Below are 22132 nucleotides of genomic sequence, written 5' to 3' on the forward strand. Positions count from 1 at the left end.
AGATATGGATCGCGTACAAGCAATGCAGGTTTTCCTTCGCGTGGTCGAAAGCGGGAGTTTTGTGCGCGCAGCGGAAACCCTGGGCTTGCCGCCATCGTCCGTCACAGGCCTCATCAAGAGGCTTGAAAGACATCTGCAGACGCGCCTTCTGAACCGCTCCACCAGAAGCCTCAGCCTGACACCAGAAGGCGAGCGATACTTCTCTCGCTGTCGCGAAATACTTGAGCTGATCGAGGACACCGAATCCAGTTTGCGCCATGACGAGCGCCCGCAAGGGCGACTGCGCGTAGATGTGCCGGGCGGCATTGCACATGCCTTGATCCTGCCGCAGTTGGGTCAATTCCGGCGACAGTACCCGGATATTTACCTGGCTATCGGTGTCAATGATCGCCAAGTGGACTTGATCCAGGAAGGCGTCGACTGCGTAATCCGCACCGGCAGCCTCAATGACTCGGCTTTGGTCGCTCGACGCTTGGGCAATCTGCGTTGGATCACGTGCGCGGCTCCTTCCTATCTGGAAGCCAAGGGCATCCCGGAGGTGCTGGGAGACTTGCAACGACACCGAGCGGTCCATTACTTCTCCAGCACGACTCGAAGGGGCAGCGAGTTGCATTTCATCGAAGAGGGAGTGAGCTTCGACGTCCCAGTCCCCGGTACTGTGGCGGTCAACGAGACTGCGCTGTACATAAAGCTTGGCCTCGCGGGCCTCGGCTTGATCCAGCTACCTGAAATTCTTGTGGCGGACCATCTGCAGTCAGGAGATCTGGTCGAGGTGCTGGCAGGCATGCGGCCCGAGTCTGTGCCAGTATCGCTTCTGTACCCCCATCACACTTTTCTTTCGCCGGCGATGCGAGCGTTCTCTGATTGGGCGACCGAACTGTTTGGCGTGCCCGGGCTGAAGTGAAGTGAGCCATCAGCCGATGCCATGAAGCTCCCGAGCCACGAACAAGAGGTCAGCGGGCTTGCTTCGAAAGGGAGGAAAAGGAAGGGCAGAAGGCCTTCCTGCCAGGTCAGCCTAGGGTTGCGCCTTGGCTTGCACTGGGCACGTCACTGCCCGGCATGGCGTCGGGCAGCTCGTGCTGGGGTCCTCCGATTTCCGGCTGCAGCCGTTTCGCCGAATGAGACACATGCTCTTCGGACTTGCCGGACACATAGTCACGCCACACCAGCGGCAGGATGCCGCCGTGACGCCAGTAGTCCACGTCCTCTTCAGTGTCGAGACGGATGATGAGTGGGACGGTCGTGGTGGTTCCGTTGATGCGGCGCACGATGGCCTCAATGCGGCCGGAGACCTCGAGATGCTGAGCGAGCGCTGGTACGTCGATGGTTTCGCTGCCGTCCAGGTTCAACGATTCCGCCGTGGTGCCTGGCTCAAACTGCAGCGGCAGCACGCCCATGCCCACCAGGTTGGTCCTGTGGATGCGCTCGAAGCTCTCGGCAATCACTGCCTTCACTCCAAGCAATGCAACGCCCTTCGCGGCCCAGTCGCGGGACGAGCCGCACCCATAGTTCCTGCCGGCGATAACAGCAAGTGGCACCTCGCGACGCAGATACTCTTTCGCCGCTTCGAAGACCCGCATCTGCTTGCCCTCAGGCATGAGCTTCGTCTCGCCCCCTTCGACGCCAGGAACGATGCGGTTGCGCAAGCGGATGTTTGCGAACGTAGCGCGTACGGCCACGTCATGATTTCCACGGCGCGTCGTGTAGTTGTTGAAATCGCGGCATTCGACGCCCCTCGACAGGAGGAAGTCGGCGGCGGGCGTCCCGAGGCTGATGGCCCCGGAAGGAGAGATGTGGTCTGTCGTCACTGAATCACCGAGGATGACCAAAGGCCGCATTCCTGTGATGTCCTGAACGGGAGCAGCTTCGCGCGAGAGCCCTTCGAAATAAGGGGGCTGGAGGATGTAGGTGCTGGCGTCATTCCAAGGGAACCGCTCGCTTCGCTCGCCGGCCAGAGCATCCCATGGCTCTCCCCCTTCGAACAGGTCCGAGTATTTCTGGCGGAAGATTTCCGGCTCGTAGGCCCCGTCGACTGCCGCTGCGATCTCGGCTGAAGTGGGCCAGATGTTGCGCAAGTACACAGGTTGACCGTTGCTTCCGGTTCCGATGGGCTCCTTGGTCACATCGACCGACAAGGTGCCGATAAGCGCATAGACCACCACCAGTGCCGGCGAACCGAGGTAGGCGGCCCGAACATTGGGATGGATACGGCCCTCGAAGTTGCGGTTGCCGGAGAGCACTGCGGTACCGACCAGCTTTTCTGCTTCGATGGCCTCCACCAAGTGCTCCGGAAGTGGACCGGAGCCGCCATTGCAGGTCGTGCAGCCGAAGCCGGCAACATGGAAGCCGAGCGCATCAAGCGACTGCTGCAGCCCGGCTTTTTCAAGCACGGCGGCCGTCACATGGCTGCCTGGCACCAGAGATGTCTTCACCCACGGCTTTGCCTTGAGGCCCAGTGCCACGGCCTTCTTCGCGACGAGGCCTGCGGCCATCATGTTTACGGGGTTGGCTGTGTTCGTGCAGCTGGTGATGGCTGCAATGAGCACGTCGCCATCGTGCAGGGAGAACTGCTCGCCCTTCACGGGGGCGACATGCTCGGGGTCGAGGGGCCGACCGGCAATCTCCTGATAGTGCTTCACGAATGCGCTGGGCACTGTCTCCAGCGGCAGATGGTCCTCGGGGTTCCGGGGGCCAGCCAAGCACGGGCGAATTTCATCGAGGTCGATGGTCACGACGGCGTCGAAAACAGGTGCGGGCGTTTCGGCGCTGCGCCAGAGCTTTTGCGCCTTGGCGTAAGCCTCCACGAGTTCCACCTGCGCGTCCTCGCGCCCCGTCACACGCAGATAGTCCATCGTGCGCTCGTCAATGGGAAAGTACACGGCAGTCGCTCCGTACTCCGGCGCCATGTTGGCAATCATCCCGCGGTCACCCAGGGACAGGGCCTCCAATCCGTTGCCGAAGAACTCGACGAACTTCCCGACAACTCCGAGTGCGCGCATGCGCTGCGTGATGGCGAGGACCAGGTCGGTGGGAAGAACGCCTTCACGCAGCTTGCCCTTGACCTCGATGCCGACCACTTCTGGAAGCGCCAGAGCGACGGGCTTGCCGACCATGACAGCTTCGGCTTCGATGCCGCCGACGCCCCAGCCCAGCACACCGAGGCCGTTGATCATCGGCGTGTGGCTGTCCGTGCCGACGCAGGTGTCAGGAATCGCCAGTTCGCCCTGGCCGTCCTTTTCGGTCCAAACCACCTTGCCGATGTACTCGAGGTGTATCTGGTGCATGATGCCCTTGCCCGGAGGCACGATTCGTACACCTTCGAAGCTGCTGCTGCACCAACGTAGAAAGGCGAACCGTTCGGCATTGCGTTGGTATTCGCGCTCCAGGTTGACTTTGCGCGCAATCGGAGACGCCCAACTGTCCACCTGAAGCGAGTGGTCGATGATGACGTCGACCGGCACCTTGGGGCCAACTTGCGAGGCATCGCCGCCGGCTTCGGCTACTGCGTCGCGCATGCCGGCCATGTCGACCAACATCACTTGCCCAAGGATGTCCTGGCCATACACACGAGTCGGGTAGAAGCTCAAGCCGGCGCCAATCTTGCGACCGAGGAGCGCATCGATTTCGGCTTGGGTGTCCACGCCGCGCGTCGCAGCCTGACGCAGGAGGTTCTCCAGCAGGATACGGAACGAAAAAGGAAGCTGGTCCACGCCGGCCACATCGGCGATGGAGACATAACGCACCGCCCGATTTGCCACGGGAAGCTGCTTGATCTGGGGGGTGGCATTCATCTGTTTTTCCTTTGTTGGGGCGAGGGGCGGTGCTGAAGTATTCAAATCAGCCCGACGTTGGTCATGACGGTGCGAAGCCGGTTGTGCTCCTCATCGACAAATTTGGAGAAGTCATCGCCGGTCATGACGCTGGGCGACCAGGCATTGGTCTTCAGCGCTTCCTGCCAGACCTTGGTCTTCGTCGCGGCAATGACGGCGTCGGTCAATTCCTTGCGCTGAGCGGGCGTCAGATTGGCGGCGCCGTAGACCCCGCGCCAGTTCCCGATCTCCATGTTGTAGCCAGCCTCTTTCAACGTCGGTGCATCCACCCCCGGGATACGGGTGGGCGAGCCCACCGCCAGTACGCGGAACTGACCCGACTCGATGTATTTGGCGAGCTCGGCGTAGCCCCCGCCGATGGCGGAAATGTGGCCACCGAGCGTCGCGGAGACCACCTCACCGCCACCGCCGAACGGGATGTAGTTCACCTTGGCGACGGGGACCCCTGCGGCGGCCGCAAGCTCAGCGGTACCGATGTGATCGACCGAACCCTTGGAGCCGCCGCCCCACTTCACCGAGCCTGGGTTCTTCTTGAAGTCCGCCATCAAGTCGGCAAAGGTCTTGTACGGCGAATCCTTGCGAACGGCGATGACGTTGTACTCGGTGAAGAGCCGCGCGATAGGCGTCGCGTTGGCCAGCGTGATTTGTGGCTTGTTCTGCACGATTCCCGTCACCATGATGGCGCCCATCACGCACAGCGCGTTCACGTCGCCCTTTGAACCGTTGGCGAACTGTGCCAAGCCCAGCGTACCGCCGGCGCCGTTCTTGTTGTCATACACGACGCTCTTCGCGGCGCCAGCGTCCTGCAACGCTTTCCCGAGGGATCGGGCAGTCTGGTCGTAGCCGCCGCCGGGCGAACCTGGCGCCATGAATCGAACAGTCTCCAAGGCTTGAGCCGACAGTGCAGTAGCCAGCACGCTAGCCAACGCGGCGCTGCGCAGGATGGACTTGATGGTGCTCACGGAATGTCTCCTTCATTCGGGTTGTGGGGCAGGCGCAATTCCGACGGTTTGCCATTGTCGCCTGGTTTGTATTTTTTAGTCAATTTCAACAATAATAGCCAAGGGCAAACCCGGACAGGAGGTAACGGGTTGTCGGGCGTGCGGCGGCCACGCGCGAACGCAGCTGCGCCACCAGGGCCTGTCCGGCCTGACGGTTTACGGGATTTCAGCCCTCAGGCTGCTTCGGAGAAGACGCTGGGGTCCAGCAGCTTGCCGCGCCGCGCACCGTTGAGGTGAGCCCGCATCAAGTTGGCGGCCTGCATGAAGTCCTGGCGTTCGATGGCGTCCAGGATCGCCAGGTGTTCGGACGCCTGGGTGTGTCGTGGGGTGCGCTTTGACGCCTGGCGGTACTCCACCAGCCGGCGCAGTTGGTTGATACGCCGGACCGACTGCAGGACGAACCGGTTGTGCCCCCACTCGGCAATCGTCTCGTGAAAATGGCTGTTCGCCTCGAACAGCTCAATGGGGGTCATCGTCTGGAACCCGCCGTCCACGATGCGCTGCTGCTCACGGCGCAGTTGCTTCAGTTCCGCAGGAACGAACGCAAAGGACGGCCCGAGGATGGCCCCCGGCTCGATGGACTGCCGGAAAAGGTAGCTCTCTTCGTAGGCGTCCGGCGAATCAATCATGGACAGGAACCGCCAGCCGTGCCCCATGCTCTGCTCAATCCAGCCCTCCTCGGAAATCCGAGACAAGACCTTGCGGAGGGTGCTTCGGGCGACGCCATAGCGACGCATCAGGTCAGCCTCGGTCACCTCGTCAGCCAAGCGGTCGGACTGGCGGTCGTTGGCAATGCGCAGGTACAGGGGGTCGTCGGTCGCCAAAAGGCTGGCCACCGACCCGTCCCAATCTTTGGCATCGACGCTGAGAAAGAAGCCCCGATTGGCGTCCTGCTGAAGGACACCCAGTTGGGCCAGGTGACGAAGTGCCGCTTGAATCGGCGACCGTGAGGTGCCGATGTGCTGGGCTAACTGAATCTCAGGGAGATGGTCGCCGGAAACACGGTTGTCCCGGCGCACGAGTGCCACGATTTCCCTGGCAACGCGCTGCTGCAGGGAGGTCAGTTCCGGGGCCGAGGCCGCTTCATTCGCCGAGGACATTCCTTGTAGTCTAGGCCAGCGGACTCCTGAACATCGCGCCGATGGTCAATCAATCTTCATGCCGTATTGCTTGATGAGTTTGGACCAGCGGTCGCCTTCTCGCTGAATCAGCTCGCCAAATTCCTTGGGTCCGGCCGCGACCGGCTCGGTCATCCCAGCCGACAGCTTCTCGGCGACCTCTTTCTCTTTGAGCGCCGCAGATGCGGCCACATGGATTTTCTGGATGACAGCGTCCGGCGTGGCCTTTGGAACAGTCAGCCCCATCCAGGACGAGAACTCATAGCCGCCGACACCGCTCTCGGCCACGGTGGGGACGTCCGGGAGCGCCTTCGAACGCTTTTTGCCAGTCACTGCCAGCGCCTTGAGTTTGCCTGCCTTGACGTGCGGCAGTGCCGCCAGCGGGAAAGCGACGACCGTGCTGATTTCACCTCCCAGCAACGCAACGATGGCCGGCGCACCGCCTTTGTACGGCACATGGGTGATGTCGACTTTGGCCATCGACTTGAGCATCTCGCCGGCCAGATGGTTCGCGCTGCCGTTGCCTGCCGTGCCATACGTGAATTTCCCCGGTTCCTTCTTGGCCAACTCCAGGAACTCCTTCAAGTTGTTCGCCGGGACGGAGGGATGCGCGACGATGACCAGGTCGATAGAAGTCAGCCAGGTCACCGGGGCAAAGCTGTCGACCTTGTAGCCCGTGTTGGGGTAAAGGCTGGGGTTCAGAGCCATGGTGCCCTGATTCACGAAGGTGACCGTGTAGCCGTCCGGTGCGGCCTTGGCGCCCAGGGCCGTTCCGATGTTTCCTCCTGCGCCGGCGCGGTTGTCAATGATGACCGCCTGACCCAGCACCTCCTGCATCTTCGTCTGGATGCTTCGGCAGACCACGTCGGCGTCGCCCCCAGCTGGCTGCGGGACGATGAGCGTGACGGGTTTACTGGGGAACTTGTCCTGGGAAAAGCTACGGCCGGCGAAGCCGAGGGGGAAGACGGCAGCACCTGCCTGCAGCAGCGCGCGTCGAGAGAGATGGCTCATGGTTTTGTCTCCAAAGAGGTGGAAGGAAAGGCATCGCTATTTTTGTATTGTCGAAAATAATCATATAATGCAATCCAACGACAGGTCAAACGATGGAGACGTATCCACATTCCGATCCTTGCGATGTCGCCTTCCGGGCGTACGTCGGCTGTCGGACGACCGCACTTAGACGGGCGCGTGGACGAGGGCTCGAGGTCTTCGATGTTTCGAGCGCAGGGAAATGGACCCATCGGTGGACAGTTCCTGCGGGCCACAACCCTTCCTTTTTCCTCATCGACGAGGCGCGGGGCGCGCTTCATTGCGTCCACGGGGACGGAAGCGAAGTCAGCAGCTTCAAAATCGACGTCGATGGCCGACTGTTCGGGCTCGGTACGCGAGCCACGGGTGGTACGAATCCGGTGCATCTGGCACTCAGCGCCGGCAATCGCTGGGTTCTGGTGGCGAACTACGCTACCGGCAGCATCACGAGCTTGCCGGTCGAGGAGAACGGTTCAATAGGACCGATGGCCCATCTTTTTGAGTTGCCGGCCAAAGCAGGCCCTCACAAGACCCAACAGCAGGGTGCGCATCCGCATCAAATCGTGCTGCACCCCTCCGGTCGCTGGCTCCTGGTCCCAGACAAGGGCGCCGACGCAGTCCATACCCTCGCACTCGACGAGGACACCGGTGCGCTGCAGCTCATATCAACGCTCGAAGTGGCGCCTGGCAGCGGTCCTCGCCATCTGGTGTTTCGGTCTGACGGCGCCGTGGCGTGGGTCGTACTGGAGCTATCGAGCCAAGTGCTCACGGCCCGATTCGACGCGGCTACCGGTCGGTTGGAGCCGGTGCGTCGCGCGACTACGGTCCCCGACTCCTTCGTTGGCGAGAACACAGGAGCAGGCATCGTTCTCTCCCGCGACGAATGCCAACTGTTCGTCAGCAACCGCGGGCACGGCAGCGTGGTCTGCTATGAGGTTGACGCGACGGACGGGGCGCTGAGCTCGCCGACCTGGACCAGGGCTCTGGGCACCGTGCCTCGCTTCATTACATCTCTTCCCGGCACCAACGCACTTTGCGTTGCAAACGAAGATGCCGATTCCATCGTCCGCGTCTCCGGCCCCTCCCAAGTCGAACCGCTGACCTCCACCGGAAGCCCCGTGTGCGTCGCGTTTACTCATTCATCGAAAGAAATTACCTCATGAGCAAGCAGATTGGCATTCGTGCAACCTATATGCGCGGCGGCACCAGCAAGGGCGTCTTCTTCACGCCGGATGACCTCCCGGCGCCCGCTCGCCAGCCTGGCGCGGCGCGCGACGCGCTGATGCTGCGCGTCACGGGAAGTCCCGACCCGTACGGCAAGCAAATCGACGGAATGGGCGGCGCGACCTCAAGCACGAGCAAGGTCGTCATCGTCGGCCCGAGCGTTCGCCCAGACTGCGACGTGGACTACCTGTTTGGCGCGGTTGCCATCGAATCGCCTATCGTCGACTGGAGCGGCAACTGCGGCAACCTGACCTCGGCGGTCGGACCCTTCGCAATCGAGCGCGGCCTGGTTTCAGCACCAGAGAACGGCATCGCCGTCGTGCGCATCTGGCAGGCCAACATCCAGAAGAAAATCATCGCGCACGTCCCCATGTGCGACGGCCAGGTCCAGGAGACCGGCGACTTCGAACTCGACGGAGTGACCTTCCCTGCGGCCGAAATCAAGCTGGAGTTCCTGGACCCCGGCGCGGACGAAGACGGCGAAGGCGGTGCGATGTTTCCCACCGGAAACATGATTGACAAGCTCGACGTGCCCGGCGTGGGCGTCGTCGAGGCCACCCTCATCAATGCAGGCAACCCGACCATCTTCGTCGATGCCGTCACCCTGGGCTTGAGCGGGTCGGAACTGCAGCCTCGCGTCAACACGGATGCCGAATTGCTGGCAAAGGCCGAAACCATCCGAGCAAACGCGACTGTGGCCATGGGCCTGGCGGCCACGGCGGCCGAGGCCACTGAAAAGCGCCCACACACGCCGAAGCTGGCTTTCGTTGCACGGCCAACCGGATACACGGCATCCAGCGGCAAGGACGTGAGTTCCAACGACATGGACCTGTGCGCCCGTATCTTCTCGATGGGCAAACTCCACCATGCCATGACCGGCACTGGAGCCGTTGCGATCGCAGTTGCCGCGGCAATCCCGGGCACCTTGGTATCTCGCGTTCTCGGTGGCAACCGCCATGACGAAGTTCGATTCGGCCACCCCTCGGGCACGCTGAAGGTCGGCGCCGATGCCGCAGAGCAGGATGGGACCTGGGCAGTGACCAAAGCCCTGATGAGCCGTAGCGCGCGACGTCTGATGGACGGCCAGGTCTTCGTCAGCTCGGATTGGTCCCCAAAACAATGAGGTCTATCGGTGCACTACTCTGCGCATGACGTCGAAGCACTTGCTCCAACGGGAGTCCTCCGAGCAACCATCAATCTCGGCAATCCCATGCTGGCCCGTCAAGACGCAGGCAATGAGCCCACCGGCGTCTCCGTGGACTTGGCTCGTGCGCTCGCTGCACGCCTGGAAGTTCCTCTCGAACTCCTGGTCTTCGATGGCGCGGGCAAGGCTGTCGACGCTGTAGCCAGCACGAGAGCCGACGTCGGGTTCTTTGCCATCGACCCATTGCGCTCCCAAGGAGTTCAGTTCACTGCGCCCTACGTTCTCATCGAGGGTTGCTACCTCGTCCGCAATGAATCATCGTTTCGAACGCATCAGGACGTCGAGCAACCGGGCGTAAGCGTCGTTGTCGGCAAAGGCAGCGCCTATGACCTGTACCTCACCCGTACCCTCCAGAAGGCCGAACTGATTCGAAGCCCGACGTCTCCGGGCGTCGTGGATATGTTCATCGAAGGAGGCCACGCTGTAGCGGCAGGCGTCAAGCAGCAGCTTGAATACGATGCAAATCGCATTGGAGGCCTGCGCCTTCTGCCCGAGCGCTTCATGGTCATTCAGCAAGCCATGGGCCTTCCCTCTGTGCGAGGCGCGCTGGCGGCATCGCTGCTTCATCAATTTGTCGAAAGCTGCAAGGCATCCGGGTTCGTACACGAAGCACTTCGGCGGAATGGCATTGATGGAGCAACGGTCGCGCCGAAAGGCATTGAGTCAGCACCCACGTGATGGCTTGGCGCCCATCGCGGACTTTGCGACCATGCAAGTAGTGGTCGCTCCGATACGCCAAGAGGAAGCTGTCTGACAGCAGCCTCGACCCCGAAACCGCTACTTGAGACCGACGGAAGTCTTCCAACTTCCGACTCGACCTCAAAAGATGCGCAGCTGCGATTCCCTTCGCGGTGATTCCGCGCTTCATACGTCCGTACGCGAGTTCATTCGCGCTAGAGCCCCTCTGCACTCTCAATCATTCCGAAAATGAAATTCAGCCGCTCATTTTCAGAGGCAATCCGACGCGCGATTTCTTCATCTTATGGGCCACACTAGGCGCCCGATGGAGGTTCCCTCCAGCCAGTCCGGTTCGATTTCAGGATCGGCTCTTTCCTCAGACAAGCAAGTGCCGACGCGAGTCGAGCCTTGCCCGAACGTGGGAGTGAACTCCGCAGCCTGATCGAGTTGCAAGCTGGAGATGCGACTCGACGCCATGCGCTGTCGTGTGGGCTTACGTCCGCATGCTGCATGGCGAAGCGCTGGCCGTGCCTGTCGAACATGCACGGACAAGGCGGCGGGCGATGACATTCAGTGGCGTTGCCGCACATCGGAAGTGACAACGAATGTCACTTCCTGTCGTTACACGTCGCCCGCGATGCATGCAATGTACCCATCGGTTTTACCGATTTCATCGCACGGAGCAATCAGGACTCGTGGCACGCAGCTTGCGGAATCATTTCATTGCATATTTACGAAAAATGACGCACTCATGAGCGATGAGAAGAACGCCAACCTGCTGGATCGACGCACTTTCTTCCTCGGGACCGCAGGTGCCATGGCACTGGGCACGACAGCCTGTGGAGGAGGAAGCGGGGGCAGCAGTTTCTCGCCCATAGGTGGGGCGGCCGCGCAGCAGACACCTGCTGCGGTCGCCGGTGTCGATTCCCCCGCTACCCCTGAAACCCCGGCGGCCGAGCCGGCAGCCCTTGAGCCCGCAGTACGCAAGATCGTGCACCCAGGCCTGCTGGTCACGGAGGAGGATCTGCAGCGCATCCGTGACAAGCTGGCCGCCAAGGCGGAGCCTTGGGTGGGCGGCTTGAACATGATGCTCAAGACGAACAATACCAACCTCGATGCGAAGCCACGCCCGCTGGCGGTCGTGATACGCGGCGTCGAGGGCGAGAACTACGGCCAGATGATCGGCGACATGGTGCGTGCCCTTCATCTCGCCTTGCGCTGGAAGATCTCGAACGACGAGAGCTATGCGAAGAAAGCCGTGGAGTTCCTCAATGCATGGTCGTCGACCTTGACCGAGCTGGGCGGCAACTCGAACGTCTTCCTCGCCTCGGGCCTCTATGGCAACCAGTGGGCCAACGCCGCGGAACTGATGCGGACCTACCCCGGCTGGGCGAAGGAAGACGTCGCGCGCTTCCAGGCCATGCTGCTGAACGTGTTCTACCCGAAGGCCCACGACTTCCTGGTCAACCACAACGGCACGGAGATCAGGAAGGTCACCCACTACTGGGCGAACTGGGACCTGGCCAACATCTGCGCCATCTACGCGATCGGCGTGTTCTGCGACCGGCCCGACCTGGTCGCCGAGGCGAGCAACTACTACAGGAGCGGCCGCGGCTGCGGCGCGAGCGCCAACAACGTCTACCACGTACACCCCGGTTACCTCGGGCAATGGCAGGAGAGCCACCGCGACCAGGGCCACTCCACCCTCGGTATCTCTCTGGCCGGCATGCTGTGCCAAATGGCATGGAACCAGGGCGAGGATCTCTTCGGCTACTGGAACAACCGGCTGCTGGCCGGCGCGGAGTACGTGGCCAAGACGAACCTGGCGGATGCCAATGGCAACGCGCTGTACACGATGCCGTTCGCTCCCTACAACGGCGTCCACGGATCGGGGACCGCTGCTGCGGGCACGAACAGCCTGCGGCCCAACTGGGACCTCATCTACAGCCACTATGTGAGCCGCAAGGGACTCTCGGCCCCCTGGACCCAGGCGATGCTCGACAAGATCCGGCCCGAGCGCGTCGACGGCGGCGACCAGCCGGGCATCGGCACGCTGCTCTATGCACGCGATCCGGTCCCTGCCGCCCCGCCAAGCGGCTTGAGCGCATTCCTGAACGATGGAAAGGTGCAGCTGTCCTGGTGGGGCACCGCAGGCGCGTCCCAGTACCTCGTGCAGCGCGCTGATTCGCCGAACGGTCCGTTCACGACCCTCGCGCCGGTCACCGAACCGCGCACCTACACCGACGATCCCGGCCAGGGCACCTGGTACTACCGGATCGACGCGGTGACCGACGCCGGGGAGATGACCGGCGCAGATACCCTGCGTGTGGCGGTCCCCGGCGAGTTGTGGCTGCACCTGCCGCTTGACGGCGATGCCAACGACGCCAGCGGCCGCGGCCTGCATGCGCAGTTGAAGGGCGGCACGAGCTGGGGCGAAGGACGAAATGGCGGACGCGCCGTGCAGCTCGACGGCCGCAGCGGCCACGTCCAGCTGCCCGACGGAGCCGTGTCGGCCCTGGGCGATTTCACGATCGCGGTGTGGGTCTACTGGGATACAGCCTCGGTCATCGCGCGCGTTTTCGACTTCGGCTCCAACGACGTGGCCTACATGATCCTGATCCTGCGCGACGGCAACAAACAAATGCGCTTTTCAGCCTCGCGCAATCAGTTCTACAAGGAAGAGTCGGTAGCCGGCGGCGAGACGCCCACCGGGCGCTGGGTGCACCTGGCGGTCACGCTGTCGGGTACCGTCGGCACGCTCTACATGGATGGCGCGCAGGTCGCCACCGCGGACGGCATCTGGATCAATCCTTTCCAGCTCGGCAACACCACCCGGACCTGGCTGGGCCGTTCCCAGTACGGCGGCGATCCGTATTTCAAGGGCCGCATGCAGGACTTCCGCATCTACAGCGGTGCGAAGGACGCGGCCTTCATCGCGGACCTCGCCCGCTGACGGCCGCCGGATTGCTGCGCGGCGCAACCGACCCTGAACTTCAACCCACCCGCGTGCGCCTTCCAGGGCGCGTCGGGGCTTTCTTGACTTCGACCTTTCGGATTTCTCTCATGGACATTCCTTCTCGACGGTGCGCTTGCGCGCTGATGGCCTCGCTGCTGCTCTTCGGCTGTGGTGGAGGCGGCGGTGGCGGTGGAGGGGCCGGCATTCCGCTGGTCGGCAGCCCGACGGGCCAGGCCGGCACCGGAGGACAGAACGACGGTGGCCAGGTGGCCGGCAACACCTCCGGCAGCGGCACCCAGGGCGGCAATGGAGGCTCGAGCGGCGGCTCCGCGCCTGTGCCGGCCACCATCGCCATGGCCAACAAGCTCGGCAAACCTTCCCGTGTGCTGTTCGGTCTGGGAGCGACCTCCATCGACGACATGAAGAGCCAGGACATCCACCCTGACATCGTCGAGCGCTATCTGGTGGGTGTCGGCCCGGGGTCCTGGCCCACCTGGAACAGCCCCGATGGAGCCTATGTCACCTTCACCGCACAGGCTGCCGATGCCTATGGTGCGGTGCCCATGTTCACGCTCTACCAGATGACGGCGAACGGCGAGGGCAACCTCAGCGGCATCAGCGATGCGGCCTTCATGGATAAGTACTGGGGTCAGGTCCGCTTGATGTACCAGCGCATCGCGGAATGGGGCAAGCCTGCGCTCGTCAACGTGGAACCGGACTTCTGGGGATTCGCCGCGTCCCAGGCGCCCGGCCGCGATCTGACGAAGATGGCCGCCGCAGTGAGCGGCCAGCCGGAATGCAGCGCGCTGCCCGACACCGTCGCGGGCCTCGGCCAGTGTTTCGTTCAGATGGGCCGCAAGGTCGCGCCCAAGGCGCTGATCGGGTTCCCGCCCGCGTTCTGGAACGGCACTCCCGTCGAGGTTGCGGGGATGATGCGGGCCGCCGGTGCGAACCAGGCGGACTTCATCGTCGCCCAGACCAGCGATCGCGACGCGGGCTGCCGCGAAGTCGCATCACCGCCGCCGGAATGCCAGAACGGAAGCGCTCCGTTCTATTGGGACGCGAGCAACAAGACCAGCCCGAACTTCCACGATTCGCAGAAGCAGTATTCGGACTACCGCGCAGCGCTGGGCAACGGCCTGCCGATCCTGTGGTGGCAGACGCCGATGGGCGTGCCTTCCGACACGCCCGGGGGCAGCGACCAGCACTACCGCGACAACCACGTCGACTACATGCTGACCAACACCCAGGAATACGGCGACATGCACACCATCGGGATGGTCTTCAGCGCAGGCGGCAGCCACCAAACCTCGATCAGCACGGACGGCGGCCAGTTCGCGCGCCTCTCGGCGCAATACCTCGCGCGAGGCGGCGCTGCGCTGAAGTAGCCGGTTGCTGCCGCTCTATCGCGCCGAGGCGCCGCCATCGACGGGGATGACCGCCCCTGTCATGTAGCTCGAAGCAGGCGAGGCCAGCAGCAGGGCCAGTCCCTTAATCTCGTCGACTTGGGCCAGGCAAGTCTTGAGCAGCGAGTGCACAGCCGCGGCAAACTCCCTTGTGGAAGGCCAAGGATAGGAGATCGTTGCACGCAGAGAGATCGGTGGCGAGGCTTCCATGTGTTCTGCTCCGCGATGAATCATCCGTTCCGACACGCTTCTTCGTCCCTTGCCGATCTCCATGATGCGGCGACGGCGTCGGATCATGCATGTCAATTTTCTTCAAGACAGGCGTTTCCTGCGCTGCAAGAATGGCTTCATGCGAGAAGACGGACACCGTGAAGAAGCACCCGGGCCTAATGGCCCCCGATCCCGCAACGCGCTGCGGGACGACGCACGCTTCTTCACGTCGGGGTGCATGACAGGCGAGGAACGGGTGGATTGCCTGACCGCAACCTTCAGGAAGCACCGCTATGCCCTGCATGCGCACGAGACTTTCGTGATCGGAGCGATCACCTCGGGCTGCGGCACCTTGTGGCTTCAAGGTACGCGGCATCGCGCCAGCCCGGGAGACCTGACGCTGCTCAACCCGGAAGACGTGCACGACGGGACGCCCCATGACGACACGGGCTACAGCTACCGGGTGACCTACCCTTCCGCGCCGCTCGTTCGGCGCCTGGCGGCCGAGATCACCGGCCATGAAGTCCAGCCGCATTTCCGGTGCCGGGTGATCCGGGACCCCGCCGCGGCCACTCGCCTGGTGGCCGCGCACCTGGCACTGGAGACCTCCGGCTGGTCGCTGGGCACGGAGGAAGCGCTGCTGCTGGCCTATGCCTGCTGCCTCGAGCGACACGCCGAGGGCTTCCGCCCCGAGGCCCCGCGAGGCCGGGAGCAGCAGCGAGTGTCCAGGGTCAAGTCGATGCTGGAAGATCAAGCCACGTCGAGCGACGTGTGCCTGGCCGACCTCGCCGGCGAAGTCGGCGTGAGCCGGTTTCACCTGATCCGCATGTTCCGCAATGAAGCGGGGACCACACCGCACGCCTATCTGGTCGGCCGCCGCATTGAGGCGGCAAAGCGCCGCCTGCGCCGGGGAGAAGCGCCGGTCGCCGTGGCGTCGGCAACCGGCTTTGCGGACCAGGCCCACCTGACACGCGTCTTCAAGGCCAGGATCGGCGTGACACCTGGTGCCTACAGGGACGGGGTGTCGAAATGAGGTCGCGCGAAGGCCCCGCCTCATCCGCGGCTCCACCGGATCGCCGACCCTCCTCGCTCGCCACAGCCGCCGAAGGCGCAAGGGACATCCTGCCTGCGGTGATGGTCGCGGTTCCGATCGGCCTGCTGCTCGGAGCCCTGTGCAGGTCCAAGGGCATCCAGGCCGCGGAGGCCGGATGGATGTCCCTGCTCGTCAACGCGGGCGCATCGCAGTTCGCGGCGGTCCAGCTGTGGGCGAACGACGGGCCGCGACTCGGGCCGATCCTGCTGTCCACCTTGCTGATCAATGTGCGCCACGCGCTGATGAGCCTGACCCTCGTTCCGAAGCTCGCGAAAGCCGGCATGACGCGCCTGCGCATGTGCGTGGCGCTGGCCTTCCTCACCGATCCGACATGGGGATTCGCAGAGCAGCGTGCGCGCGCGGGCCTGCCGGTCACCTGGTCCTACTGGATGGGCCTGGCGCTCGTCTTCTCGGCCGCGGGGCTGGTGCGACCATGGCCGGCGCGTGGCTGGGCGCCTATCTCGGCGATCCCCGGCGGATCGGCGCGGACTTCGCGCTGGCGGCCTTGTTCATCGGCATGACGGCCAGGTTCTGGATGGGGTGGCGGCGCACCGGTTTTGCCATCGCCGCCAGCGGCCTGTCGTCGGCGGCCGTGTTCCACACTCTGGGTGCGCCGTGGCACGTGATGGCCGGCGCCATGGCCGGCATCGCGGTGGCCTACATCGCGGCGCGGCCGGAGCAAGCACAGGAGCCGCAGCCCGCATGACGTTCCACGCGACAACCCTCGAGGCGATCGCGGCGATGGCCGTCGTCACCTATCTCACCCGGGTCGCCGGCATGCTGTTGGTGCGCGGGGATCGGTTCGCCGTCCGCGGCCGCGCGAAAGCAGCCCTGGATGCCATACCGCCCGTCATGTTCGTCACGATCATCGCGCCGACCCTGCTGGTCACCGGCTGGCCGGAAACGCTGGCAGGCCTGCTGGCGGCGGTGGCCTCGGTCCGCCTTCCGCTTCTCGGAACGATCCTGGTGGGCGTCGTTGCGGTGGCCGTGCTGCGTCTTGGCCTCGGCATGGCAGGTGCGCCATGAGTGTCCGCGAGTACGGCAACAACGGCTCGGATCGGCTTCCCGGTTCCTCGATACCCTGGATGCGATGAGCCCGGCCATACATTCCTTCCTGACGTCGAGCGATGCGATCTTCGAAGTGCACGACCACGACGCCGTGGTGAGCTTCGCTGAAGCGCAGCGCCTGCTTCCCTTCGATCCCGACGCAATGGTCAAGAGCCTGGCCTTCCGCTTGCCGGGCGATCGCTACGCGATTGCCGCCATGCGAGCGGCCGAGCGCGCGGACTACAAGAAGATCGCCGATGCACTTGGCGTGAGGAGAGCGGATCTCCACATGGCAACGGACATGGAACTGGCACAGTTCCTCGCGATGGTCCCGGGAGGCGTCGTTCCCTTGCCGATCAACGGGGCACGGGTAGTCGTCGATTCGGGAGTGACGGCAATGGAAACGATCTATTGCGGCACGGGGCGGAATGATTCGACCCTGCAGATTCGCAGTGCCGAACTTGTCCGGGTAAGTCGCTGTGCGCTGCACGACCTCGTCAAGCGGTGAGCGATGTCGGCGATCGTTCGCGACATGACTGGGTGTCCCGGAGAGGCCTCCTCGTGCTGATGGGGGTGCGGACAAAAACGGTTCAGTTCCCGAGATGCCGACGCGCTCGCCAGGCAGCGACTGCAGCGCGGGCGCCGGCTCCGACGCATCTCCGGATACCGATGCCGGCATCACTGCAGGTCGCAGCGATGCAAGGAACTTGGAAACCCAGGGCTTCATGAATACGCCTTCAGGTGGGGCCCGCCTCTTGGCGGCGGGCTGGTCGAGTGGCGATGGACTGTAGGAATACGCCGTCACGCGGTCCAATAAAGGAGTGCGCGAGCCATTGACGGCCCGTTTCTTTGTTCCATGAAATGCATCAATAGCCTCAAATAATGCAATTCACTTGGCGTTCGATGCGCCGCACACTCCGTTCCCAGTCCTGCTGCCGCTGGGTGCAGCAAACCAAGGAGACACGAGAGTGGACGTACATCCGGATCAGTTGCAGTCATGGATCGGGCGCAGCGAGCGCCTCGAGGACACCATCCATCCCACGCCCGTGGCGGCCTTGACGGCGACGCTCGACCACCCGGCCGCGCCGGTGCCGATCGGCACGGCGCTTCCGCCCCTGTGGCACTGGCTCTACTTCCTGCCCATGCACCGCCAAAGCGAGATCGGCGCCGACGGCCACGCCAAGCGCGGCGGGTTCCTGCCGCCGGTGCCGCTGCCCCGCCGCATGTGGGCCGGCAGCCAGTTCGAGTTCCGCGCGCCGATCCGCGTGGGCGACCAGGTCACGCGAACCTCGACCATCGACGACGTCACGCTGAAGGAAGGCCGCACCGGCAAGCTCGTGTTCGTCAAGGTGCGGCACGAGATCCGCTGCAATGGCGAGGCTGCGCCGGCGCTGGTCGAGTTCCACGACATCGTCTATCGCGAGGCCCAGGGCCCGCACGACGTACCCCCGCCCCCGCAGGCGGCGCCGACAGAGGCCGCGTGGCGCCGGCAGATCGTTCCCGACGACGTGCTGCTGTTCCGCTATTCGGCACTGACCTTCAACGGCCACCGCATCCACTACGACCGCCAGTACGTCACGCAGGTCGAGGGCTATCCGGGCCTGATCGTGCACGGCCCGCTGATCGCGACGCTGCTGATGGACCTGCTGCGCCGCCAGCTGCCTGATGCAGACGTGGCGAGCTTCCGCTTCAAGGCCGTGCGGCCCACCTTCGACCTCGACGCCTTCCACGTCAGCGGCCAGCCGCAGGCCGACGGCAAGACCATCCGGCTCTGGGCCTCGGACCACGAGGGCTGGCTGACGATGGACGCCACCGCCGTCCTGCGCTGACTCGTTTCGCAACGCAGAAGGAAACACGCCATGCAGCCACTCAAGGGCATCACCGTCGTCACGCTGGAGCACGCGATCGCGGCTCCCTTCGCCACCCGCCAGCTCGCCGATCTCGGCGCACGCGTCATCAAGATCGAGCGTCCCGGCTCGGGCGACTTCGCCCGCGGCTACGACGAGCGGGTCCGCGGCCTGGCGTCGCATTTCGTCTGGACCAACCGCTCCAAGGAGAGCCTCACGCTCGACGTGAAGCATCCCGAGGCCGCCCGCGTGCTCGAGCGCCTGGTCATGGAAAAGGCCGACGTGGTCGTGCAGAACCTGGCACCCGGCGCGGCTGCGCGCCTGGGCCTGGGCTTCGACCGGCTCTCGCGTGCCAAGCCAGGACTCATCATGTGCGACATCTCCGGCTACGGCGACGATCCCGAACGCCCCGGGCCGTACCGCGACAAGAAGGCCTACGACCTGCTGATCCAGAGTGAAGCCGGCTTCGTCTCGGTCACCGGCACGCCGGAGGAACCCTGCAAGGCGGGGCCCTCGATCGCGGACATCGCCGCGGGCATGTACGCCTACAGCAACATCCTCGCCGCGCTGCTGCAGCGCGGCCAGACCGGCAGGGGCCAGCGCATCGACATCTCGATGCTGGAGTCGCTGGCGGAGTGGAACAGCTACCCGCTCTACTACGCCTTCGAAGGCGCGGAGCCGCCGCCGCGCACCGGCGCCAGCCACGCGACGATCTACCCGTACGGCCCATTCCCGGCCGGCGACGGCACCACCGTGATGCTGGGCCTGCAAAACGAGCGCGAGTGGGCCAGCTTCTGCGACAAGGTGCTGCAACAGCCCGAGCTCGCGAAAGACCCGCGGTTCACCGCCAACTTCAAGCGCGTGGCGCAAAGGGCCGCACTGCGCGAGATCATCGTCGAGGCTTTCGCCTCGCTCAGCGGCAGGCAGGTGGTCGAGCGGCTGGAACTCGCGCAGATCGCCAACGCCCAGGTCAACACGATGAAGGAGGTCTGGGCCCATCCACAGCTGCAGGCGCGCGGCCGCTGGAGCGAAGTGGGGACGGCGAAGGGCCCCGTGCCCGCGATGCTGCCGCCCGGCACCTGGGACACCGGTCCGCGCATGGACCCGGTGCCCGCGCTCGGCGAGCACACCGAAGCGATCCTCGCGGAACTCGGCTACGGCGAAGCCGAGATCGCGGCGCTGCGCGCGTCGAACGCCGTCTGAGGGCCACGCCATGCCTGGTGAACATAGGCATTCCGCCCGCACCTACCTCTTCGTGCCCGGCACGCATCCGGACCGCTTTGGCAAGGCGCTGGCCAGCGGTGCCGACCGGATCGTGCTCGACCTCGAGGACGCCGTCGCCCCTGCCGACAAGGCCGATGCGCGCGCCATCGTCATGACGTGGCTGCAGGGTGTGAGCCCTGCCGACAGGTCGCGCACCGTGGTGCGCATCAACGACGCCGGCTCTCCATGGTTCGGCGCCGATCTCGCCGCGCTGGCCGACGCGGCTGCGGCCGAGGTGCTCCTGCCCAAGGCCGAATCGGCCGCGCAAATCGCCCGCGTGCGTGCCGCGCTGCCCGGCGCGGCCGTCCTCGCCCTCATCGAGAGTGCCCAGGGCGTGGCGCAGGTGGAGCCCATCGCGGCCGCCGGCGTGCAACGCCTGGTGTTCGGCACGCTCGACTTCGCGCTCGACCTCGACATGGACATCGCGACGGACGCCCGCGGCCTCGCCTACGCGGCCAGCCGCATCGCCATCGCCTCCCGCGTGGCGGGCCTGCCCCCACCGGTGGCGGGTGTCACGCCGCAGCTGGACGACGAGGCGCGCCTCCTGTCGGACCTTGCCGAGGCGCGGCAGATGGGCTTCGGCGCCAAGCTGTGCATCCATCCGCGCCAGGTGCAGCCGATCCACGCGGCGCTGCAGCCGAGCGCGCAGGCGCTGGACTGGGCCCGGCGCGTGCTGGCCGCCGATGCCGCGTCGCCGGGTGCCGCGCGGCTGGACGGCCGCATGGTCGACCGGCCCGTGGTGCTGCAGGCGCAACGCACGCTGGCCCTCGCCCGCGACTGACTTCATCCATCCACCTCCATCGCAGAAGGAGACAAAGCATCATGGCTTCCACCATCATCGATTCGCGGATATTCGGCGACATGTTCAGCGACGCGCGCATGCGCGAAGTCTGGTCCGACGAGAACCGGACCGCGAAGTACCTCGACATCGAGCGCGCCCTTGCCAAGGTCCAGGGCGAGCTCGGCATCATTCCCAAGGAAGCGGCCGACGAGATCGTCCGGAACTGCAACCTCTCGCAGATCGACTGGGCCAAGCTGAAGGCCAAGACAGAGCAGATCGGCTATCCCATCATCGCGGTGGTCAACCAGATCAACGCCAACTGCAGGGACAAGCTCGGCGAGTACTGCCACTGGGGTGCGACCACGCAGGACATCACCGACACGGCCGCTGTGCTGCAGATGCGCGAAGGGCTCGCCCTCGTCGAGCAGGACCTCGACGAGATCGGCGAAGCGCTCGCGGCCCTGGCGCGCAAGTACCGCGACACGCCGATCATCGGCCGCTCGAACCTGCAGCAGGCCACGCCCATCACCTTCGGCTACAAGATGGCGAGCATCCTGGCCGGCATCGACCGCCACCGCGAGCGCCTGCAGCAGCTCAAGCCGCGCGTGCTGATGGGCGAGTTCGGCGGCGCATCGGGCACGCTGTCCTCGCTGGAGAAGGGCGCGATGGAAACGCAGGCAGGGCTGATGAAGGAACTGGGGCTCGCGCAGCCGCTGATCTCCTGGCACACGGTGCGCGACACCGTCGCGGAGGTCGGCGCGTTCCTGGGGCTGGTCGGCGGCTCACTCGGCAAGATCGCGATGGACGTCAAGCTGATGATGCAGACCGAAGTGGCAGAGGTGTTCGAGCCCTTCGCGCCGGGCCGCGGCTCGTCGTCGACCATGCCGCAGAAGCGCAACCCGATCTCCTGCCTCTACATCCACGCCAACATCTCGGTGGCCCGCCAGCACGCCGCCGCACTGATGGACGCGATGGTGGCGGACCACGAGCGTTCCACCGGCCCCTGGGAGATCGAGTGGGTGTCGCTGCCCGAGATCTTCTGCCTGATGTCGGGCGCCCTGAAGCAGACCAGGTTCATCCTGAAGGGCCTGGAGGTGGACGCCACCCGCATGCGCGCGAACATCGACATCACCAACGGCCTGGTGATGTCCGAGGCCGTGATGATGGGCCTGGGCCCCTACATCGGCCGCGAGTACGCGCACGACCTGGTGTACGACCTGTGCCGCCAGGCCATCGCCGAGAACCGGCCCCTGATCGAGATCCTCGCTGCGCACCCCGAGATCGGCAGGCACGTGACGCGCGTGCAGCTCGAGGCCATGTGCGAGCCGGCCAACCACCTCGGCCAGGCCGGCGTCATGGTCGACCGCGTGCTGGCCGCGCGCGGCTGAGCGCCGCCCCCGCATCCTTCACCGCAGCAGACAGAGCCGGCGCAGACCGGCATGCAT

General features: G+C 64.6%; 20 protein-coding genes. 15 read left to right on the top strand and 5 right to left on the bottom strand.

Annotation, left to right across the window (positions count from 1 at the left end; all coding sequences use genetic code 11):
- Positions 1 to 4: 4 nt before the first annotated feature.
- On the top strand, positions 5 to 904 hold the full coding sequence (locus tag IB278_RS05290) for a LysR family transcriptional regulator (RefSeq protein ID WP_192322876.1): 900 nt from the start codon (positions 5 to 7) through the stop codon (positions 902 to 904).
- Between the two features lie 106 nt (positions 905 to 1010).
- Here the strand turns inward: IB278_RS05290 and acnA are convergent, their stop codons facing one another.
- The 4 genes from acnA to IB278_RS05310 all read right to left on the bottom strand — a co-directional run bounded on the left by acnA (position 1011) and on the right by IB278_RS05310 (position 6960).
- The gene (gene acnA / locus IB278_RS05295) at positions 1011 to 3791 is read right to left on the bottom strand and encodes an aconitate hydratase AcnA (RefSeq protein ID WP_192322877.1); all 2781 of its coding nucleotides are present in this window, start codon (positions 3789 to 3791) and stop codon (positions 1011 to 1013) included.
- Positions 3792 to 3832: 41 nt separating this feature from the next.
- Complete coding sequence (locus IB278_RS05300) at positions 3833 to 4792, bottom strand: Bug family tripartite tricarboxylate transporter substrate binding protein (protein WP_318646670.1); 960 nt, start codon at positions 4790 to 4792, stop codon at positions 3833 to 3835.
- A gap of 212 nt (positions 4793 to 5004) precedes the next feature.
- Positions 5005 to 5931, bottom strand: coding sequence for a GntR family transcriptional regulator (locus IB278_RS05305; RefSeq protein WP_192322878.1), 927 nt, complete (start codon positions 5929 to 5931; stop codon positions 5005 to 5007).
- Between the two features lie 45 nt (positions 5932 to 5976).
- Complete coding sequence (locus IB278_RS05310; RefSeq protein ID WP_192322879.1) at positions 5977 to 6960, bottom strand: Bug family tripartite tricarboxylate transporter substrate binding protein; 984 nt, start codon at positions 6958 to 6960, stop codon at positions 5977 to 5979.
- A gap of 92 nt (positions 6961 to 7052) precedes the next feature.
- Here IB278_RS05310 and IB278_RS05315 point away from each other — a divergent pair, with 92 nt between their 5' ends.
- From IB278_RS05315 to IB278_RS05335, 5 genes are all read left to right on the top strand, one after another.
- Complete coding sequence (locus tag IB278_RS05315; RefSeq protein WP_192322880.1) at positions 7053 to 8141, top strand: lactonase family protein; 1089 nt, start codon at positions 7053 to 7055, stop codon at positions 8139 to 8141.
- Positions 8138 to 9325 (top strand): 2-methylaconitate cis-trans isomerase PrpF, encoded by a 1188-nt coding sequence (prpF, locus tag IB278_RS05320; protein ID WP_192322881.1) that lies wholly within the window; start codon positions 8138 to 8140, stop codon positions 9323 to 9325. The genes IB278_RS05315 and prpF overlap by 4 nt, the downstream gene beginning before the upstream one ends.
- Before the next feature lie 87 nt (positions 9326 to 9412).
- Positions 9413 to 10084: a transporter substrate-binding domain-containing protein gene (locus IB278_RS05325; RefSeq protein ID WP_192322882.1), complete on the top strand. Its 672-nt coding sequence runs from the start codon at positions 9413 to 9415 to the stop codon at positions 10082 to 10084.
- A 751-nt stretch (positions 10085 to 10835) separates the two neighbouring features.
- Positions 10836 to 13037: a LamG-like jellyroll fold domain-containing protein gene (locus tag IB278_RS05330; RefSeq protein ID WP_192322883.1), complete on the top strand. Its 2202-nt coding sequence runs from the start codon at positions 10836 to 10838 to the stop codon at positions 13035 to 13037.
- 110 nt (positions 13038 to 13147) lie between these two features.
- Positions 13148 to 14428, top strand: a complete 1281-nt coding sequence (locus IB278_RS05335; RefSeq protein WP_225612733.1) for a hypothetical protein — start codon at positions 13148 to 13150, stop codon at positions 14426 to 14428.
- Positions 14429 to 14443: 15 nt separating this feature from the next.
- Here IB278_RS05335 and IB278_RS33830 read toward each other — a convergent pair whose 3' ends face one another.
- Complete coding sequence (locus tag IB278_RS33830) at positions 14444 to 14743, bottom strand: SDR family oxidoreductase (RefSeq protein ID WP_225612734.1); 300 nt, start codon at positions 14741 to 14743, stop codon at positions 14444 to 14446.
- Between IB278_RS33830 and IB278_RS05345 the strand changes: the two genes are divergently transcribed.
- From IB278_RS05345 to pcaB, 9 genes are all read left to right on the top strand, one after another.
- Positions 14742 to 15689, top strand: coding sequence for an AraC family transcriptional regulator (locus IB278_RS05345; protein WP_192322884.1), 948 nt, complete (start codon positions 14742 to 14744; stop codon positions 15687 to 15689). The genes IB278_RS33830 and IB278_RS05345 overlap by 2 nt on opposite strands.
- Positions 15690 to 15790: 101 nt before the next feature.
- Positions 15791 to 16270, top strand: coding sequence for an AzlC family ABC transporter permease (locus tag IB278_RS05350; protein WP_192322885.1), 480 nt, complete (start codon positions 15791 to 15793; stop codon positions 16268 to 16270).
- Positions 16267 to 16455: a hypothetical protein gene (locus tag IB278_RS05355; protein WP_192322886.1), complete on the top strand. Its 189-nt coding sequence runs from the start codon at positions 16267 to 16269 to the stop codon at positions 16453 to 16455. The genes IB278_RS05350 and IB278_RS05355 overlap by 4 nt, the downstream gene beginning before the upstream one ends.
- A complete protein-coding gene (locus IB278_RS05360) occupies positions 16452 to 16775 on the top strand; it encodes an AzlD family protein (protein ID WP_192322887.1) in 324 nt (107 codons plus the stop codon). Before IB278_RS05355 ends, IB278_RS05360 begins: the two co-directional genes overlap by 4 nt.
- A gap of 64 nt (positions 16776 to 16839) precedes the next feature.
- The gene (locus IB278_RS05365; protein WP_126025592.1) at positions 16840 to 17304 is read left to right on the top strand and encodes a YbaK/EbsC family protein; all 465 of its coding nucleotides are present in this window, start codon (positions 16840 to 16842) and stop codon (positions 17302 to 17304) included.
- A gap of 460 nt (positions 17305 to 17764) precedes the next feature.
- Positions 17765 to 18625: a MaoC family dehydratase N-terminal domain-containing protein gene (locus IB278_RS05370; protein WP_192322888.1), complete on the top strand. Its 861-nt coding sequence runs from the start codon at positions 17765 to 17767 to the stop codon at positions 18623 to 18625.
- A 30-nt stretch (positions 18626 to 18655) separates the two neighbouring features.
- A complete protein-coding gene (locus tag IB278_RS05375) occupies positions 18656 to 19846 on the top strand; it encodes a CaiB/BaiF CoA transferase family protein (RefSeq protein WP_192322889.1) in 1191 nt (396 codons plus the stop codon).
- Between the two features lie 10 nt (positions 19847 to 19856).
- Positions 19857 to 20687, top strand: a complete 831-nt coding sequence (locus tag IB278_RS05380) for an HpcH/HpaI aldolase/citrate lyase family protein (RefSeq protein ID WP_192322890.1) — start codon at positions 19857 to 19859, stop codon at positions 20685 to 20687.
- A 41-nt stretch (positions 20688 to 20728) separates the two neighbouring features.
- A complete protein-coding gene (gene pcaB, locus IB278_RS05385) occupies positions 20729 to 22075 on the top strand; it encodes a 3-carboxy-cis,cis-muconate cycloisomerase (RefSeq protein WP_192322891.1) in 1347 nt (448 codons plus the stop codon).
- The last annotated feature ends 57 nt before the right edge of the window (positions 22076 to 22132 follow it).

This window comes from Variovorax sp. VRV01, from assembly GCF_014852545.1.
Classification (GTDB): domain Bacteria; phylum Pseudomonadota; class Gammaproteobacteria; order Burkholderiales; family Burkholderiaceae_C; genus Variovorax; species Variovorax beijingensis_A.

Bases quoted from the DNA above. Each gene is read 5' to 3' on its own strand.
- IB278_RS05335 (WP_225612733.1), top strand. From the start codon at position 13,148: ATGGACATTCCTTCTCGACGGTGCGCTTGCGCGCTGATGGCCTCGCTG.
- IB278_RS05355 (WP_192322886.1), top strand. From the start codon at position 16,267: ATGACGGCCAGGTTCTGGATGGGGTGGCGGCGCACCGGTTTTGCCATC.
- acnA (WP_192322877.1), bottom strand. From the start codon at position 3,791: ATGAATGCCACCCCCCAGATCAAGCAGCTTCCCGTGGCAAATCGGGCG.
- IB278_RS05345 (WP_192322884.1), top strand. From the start codon at position 14,742: ATGCATGTCAATTTTCTTCAAGACAGGCGTTTCCTGCGCTGCAAGAAT.
- IB278_RS05360 (WP_192322887.1), top strand. From the start codon at position 16,452: ATGACGTTCCACGCGACAACCCTCGAGGCGATCGCGGCGATGGCCGTC.
- IB278_RS05305 (WP_192322878.1), bottom strand. From the start codon at position 5,931: ATGTCCTCGGCGAATGAAGCGGCCTCGGCCCCGGAACTGACCTCCCTG.
- IB278_RS05380 (WP_192322890.1), top strand. From the start codon at position 19,857: ATGCCTGGTGAACATAGGCATTCCGCCCGCACCTACCTCTTCGTGCCC.
- prpF (WP_192322881.1), top strand. From the start codon at position 8,138: ATGAGCAAGCAGATTGGCATTCGTGCAACCTATATGCGCGGCGGCACC.
- IB278_RS05290 (WP_192322876.1), top strand. From the start codon at position 5: ATGGATCGCGTACAAGCAATGCAGGTTTTCCTTCGCGTGGTCGAAAGC.
- IB278_RS33830 (WP_225612734.1), bottom strand. From the start codon at position 14,743: ATGATCCGACGCCGTCGCCGCATCATGGAGATCGGCAAGGGACGAAGA.
- pcaB (WP_192322891.1), top strand. From the start codon at position 20,729: ATGGCTTCCACCATCATCGATTCGCGGATATTCGGCGACATGTTCAGC.
- IB278_RS05375 (WP_192322889.1), top strand. From the start codon at position 18,656: ATGCAGCCACTCAAGGGCATCACCGTCGTCACGCTGGAGCACGCGATC.
- IB278_RS05310 (WP_192322879.1), bottom strand. From the start codon at position 6,960: ATGAGCCATCTCTCTCGACGCGCGCTGCTGCAGGCAGGTGCTGCCGTC.
- IB278_RS05365 (WP_126025592.1), top strand. From the start codon at position 16,840: ATGAGCCCGGCCATACATTCCTTCCTGACGTCGAGCGATGCGATCTTC.
- IB278_RS05330 (WP_192322883.1), top strand. From the start codon at position 10,836: ATGAGCGATGAGAAGAACGCCAACCTGCTGGATCGACGCACTTTCTTC.
- IB278_RS05325 (WP_192322882.1), top strand. From the start codon at position 9,413: ATGCTGGCCCGTCAAGACGCAGGCAATGAGCCCACCGGCGTCTCCGTG.
- IB278_RS05350 (WP_192322885.1), top strand. From the start codon at position 15,791: ATGGTCGCGGTTCCGATCGGCCTGCTGCTCGGAGCCCTGTGCAGGTCC.
- IB278_RS05315 (WP_192322880.1), top strand. From the start codon at position 7,053: ATGGAGACGTATCCACATTCCGATCCTTGCGATGTCGCCTTCCGGGCG.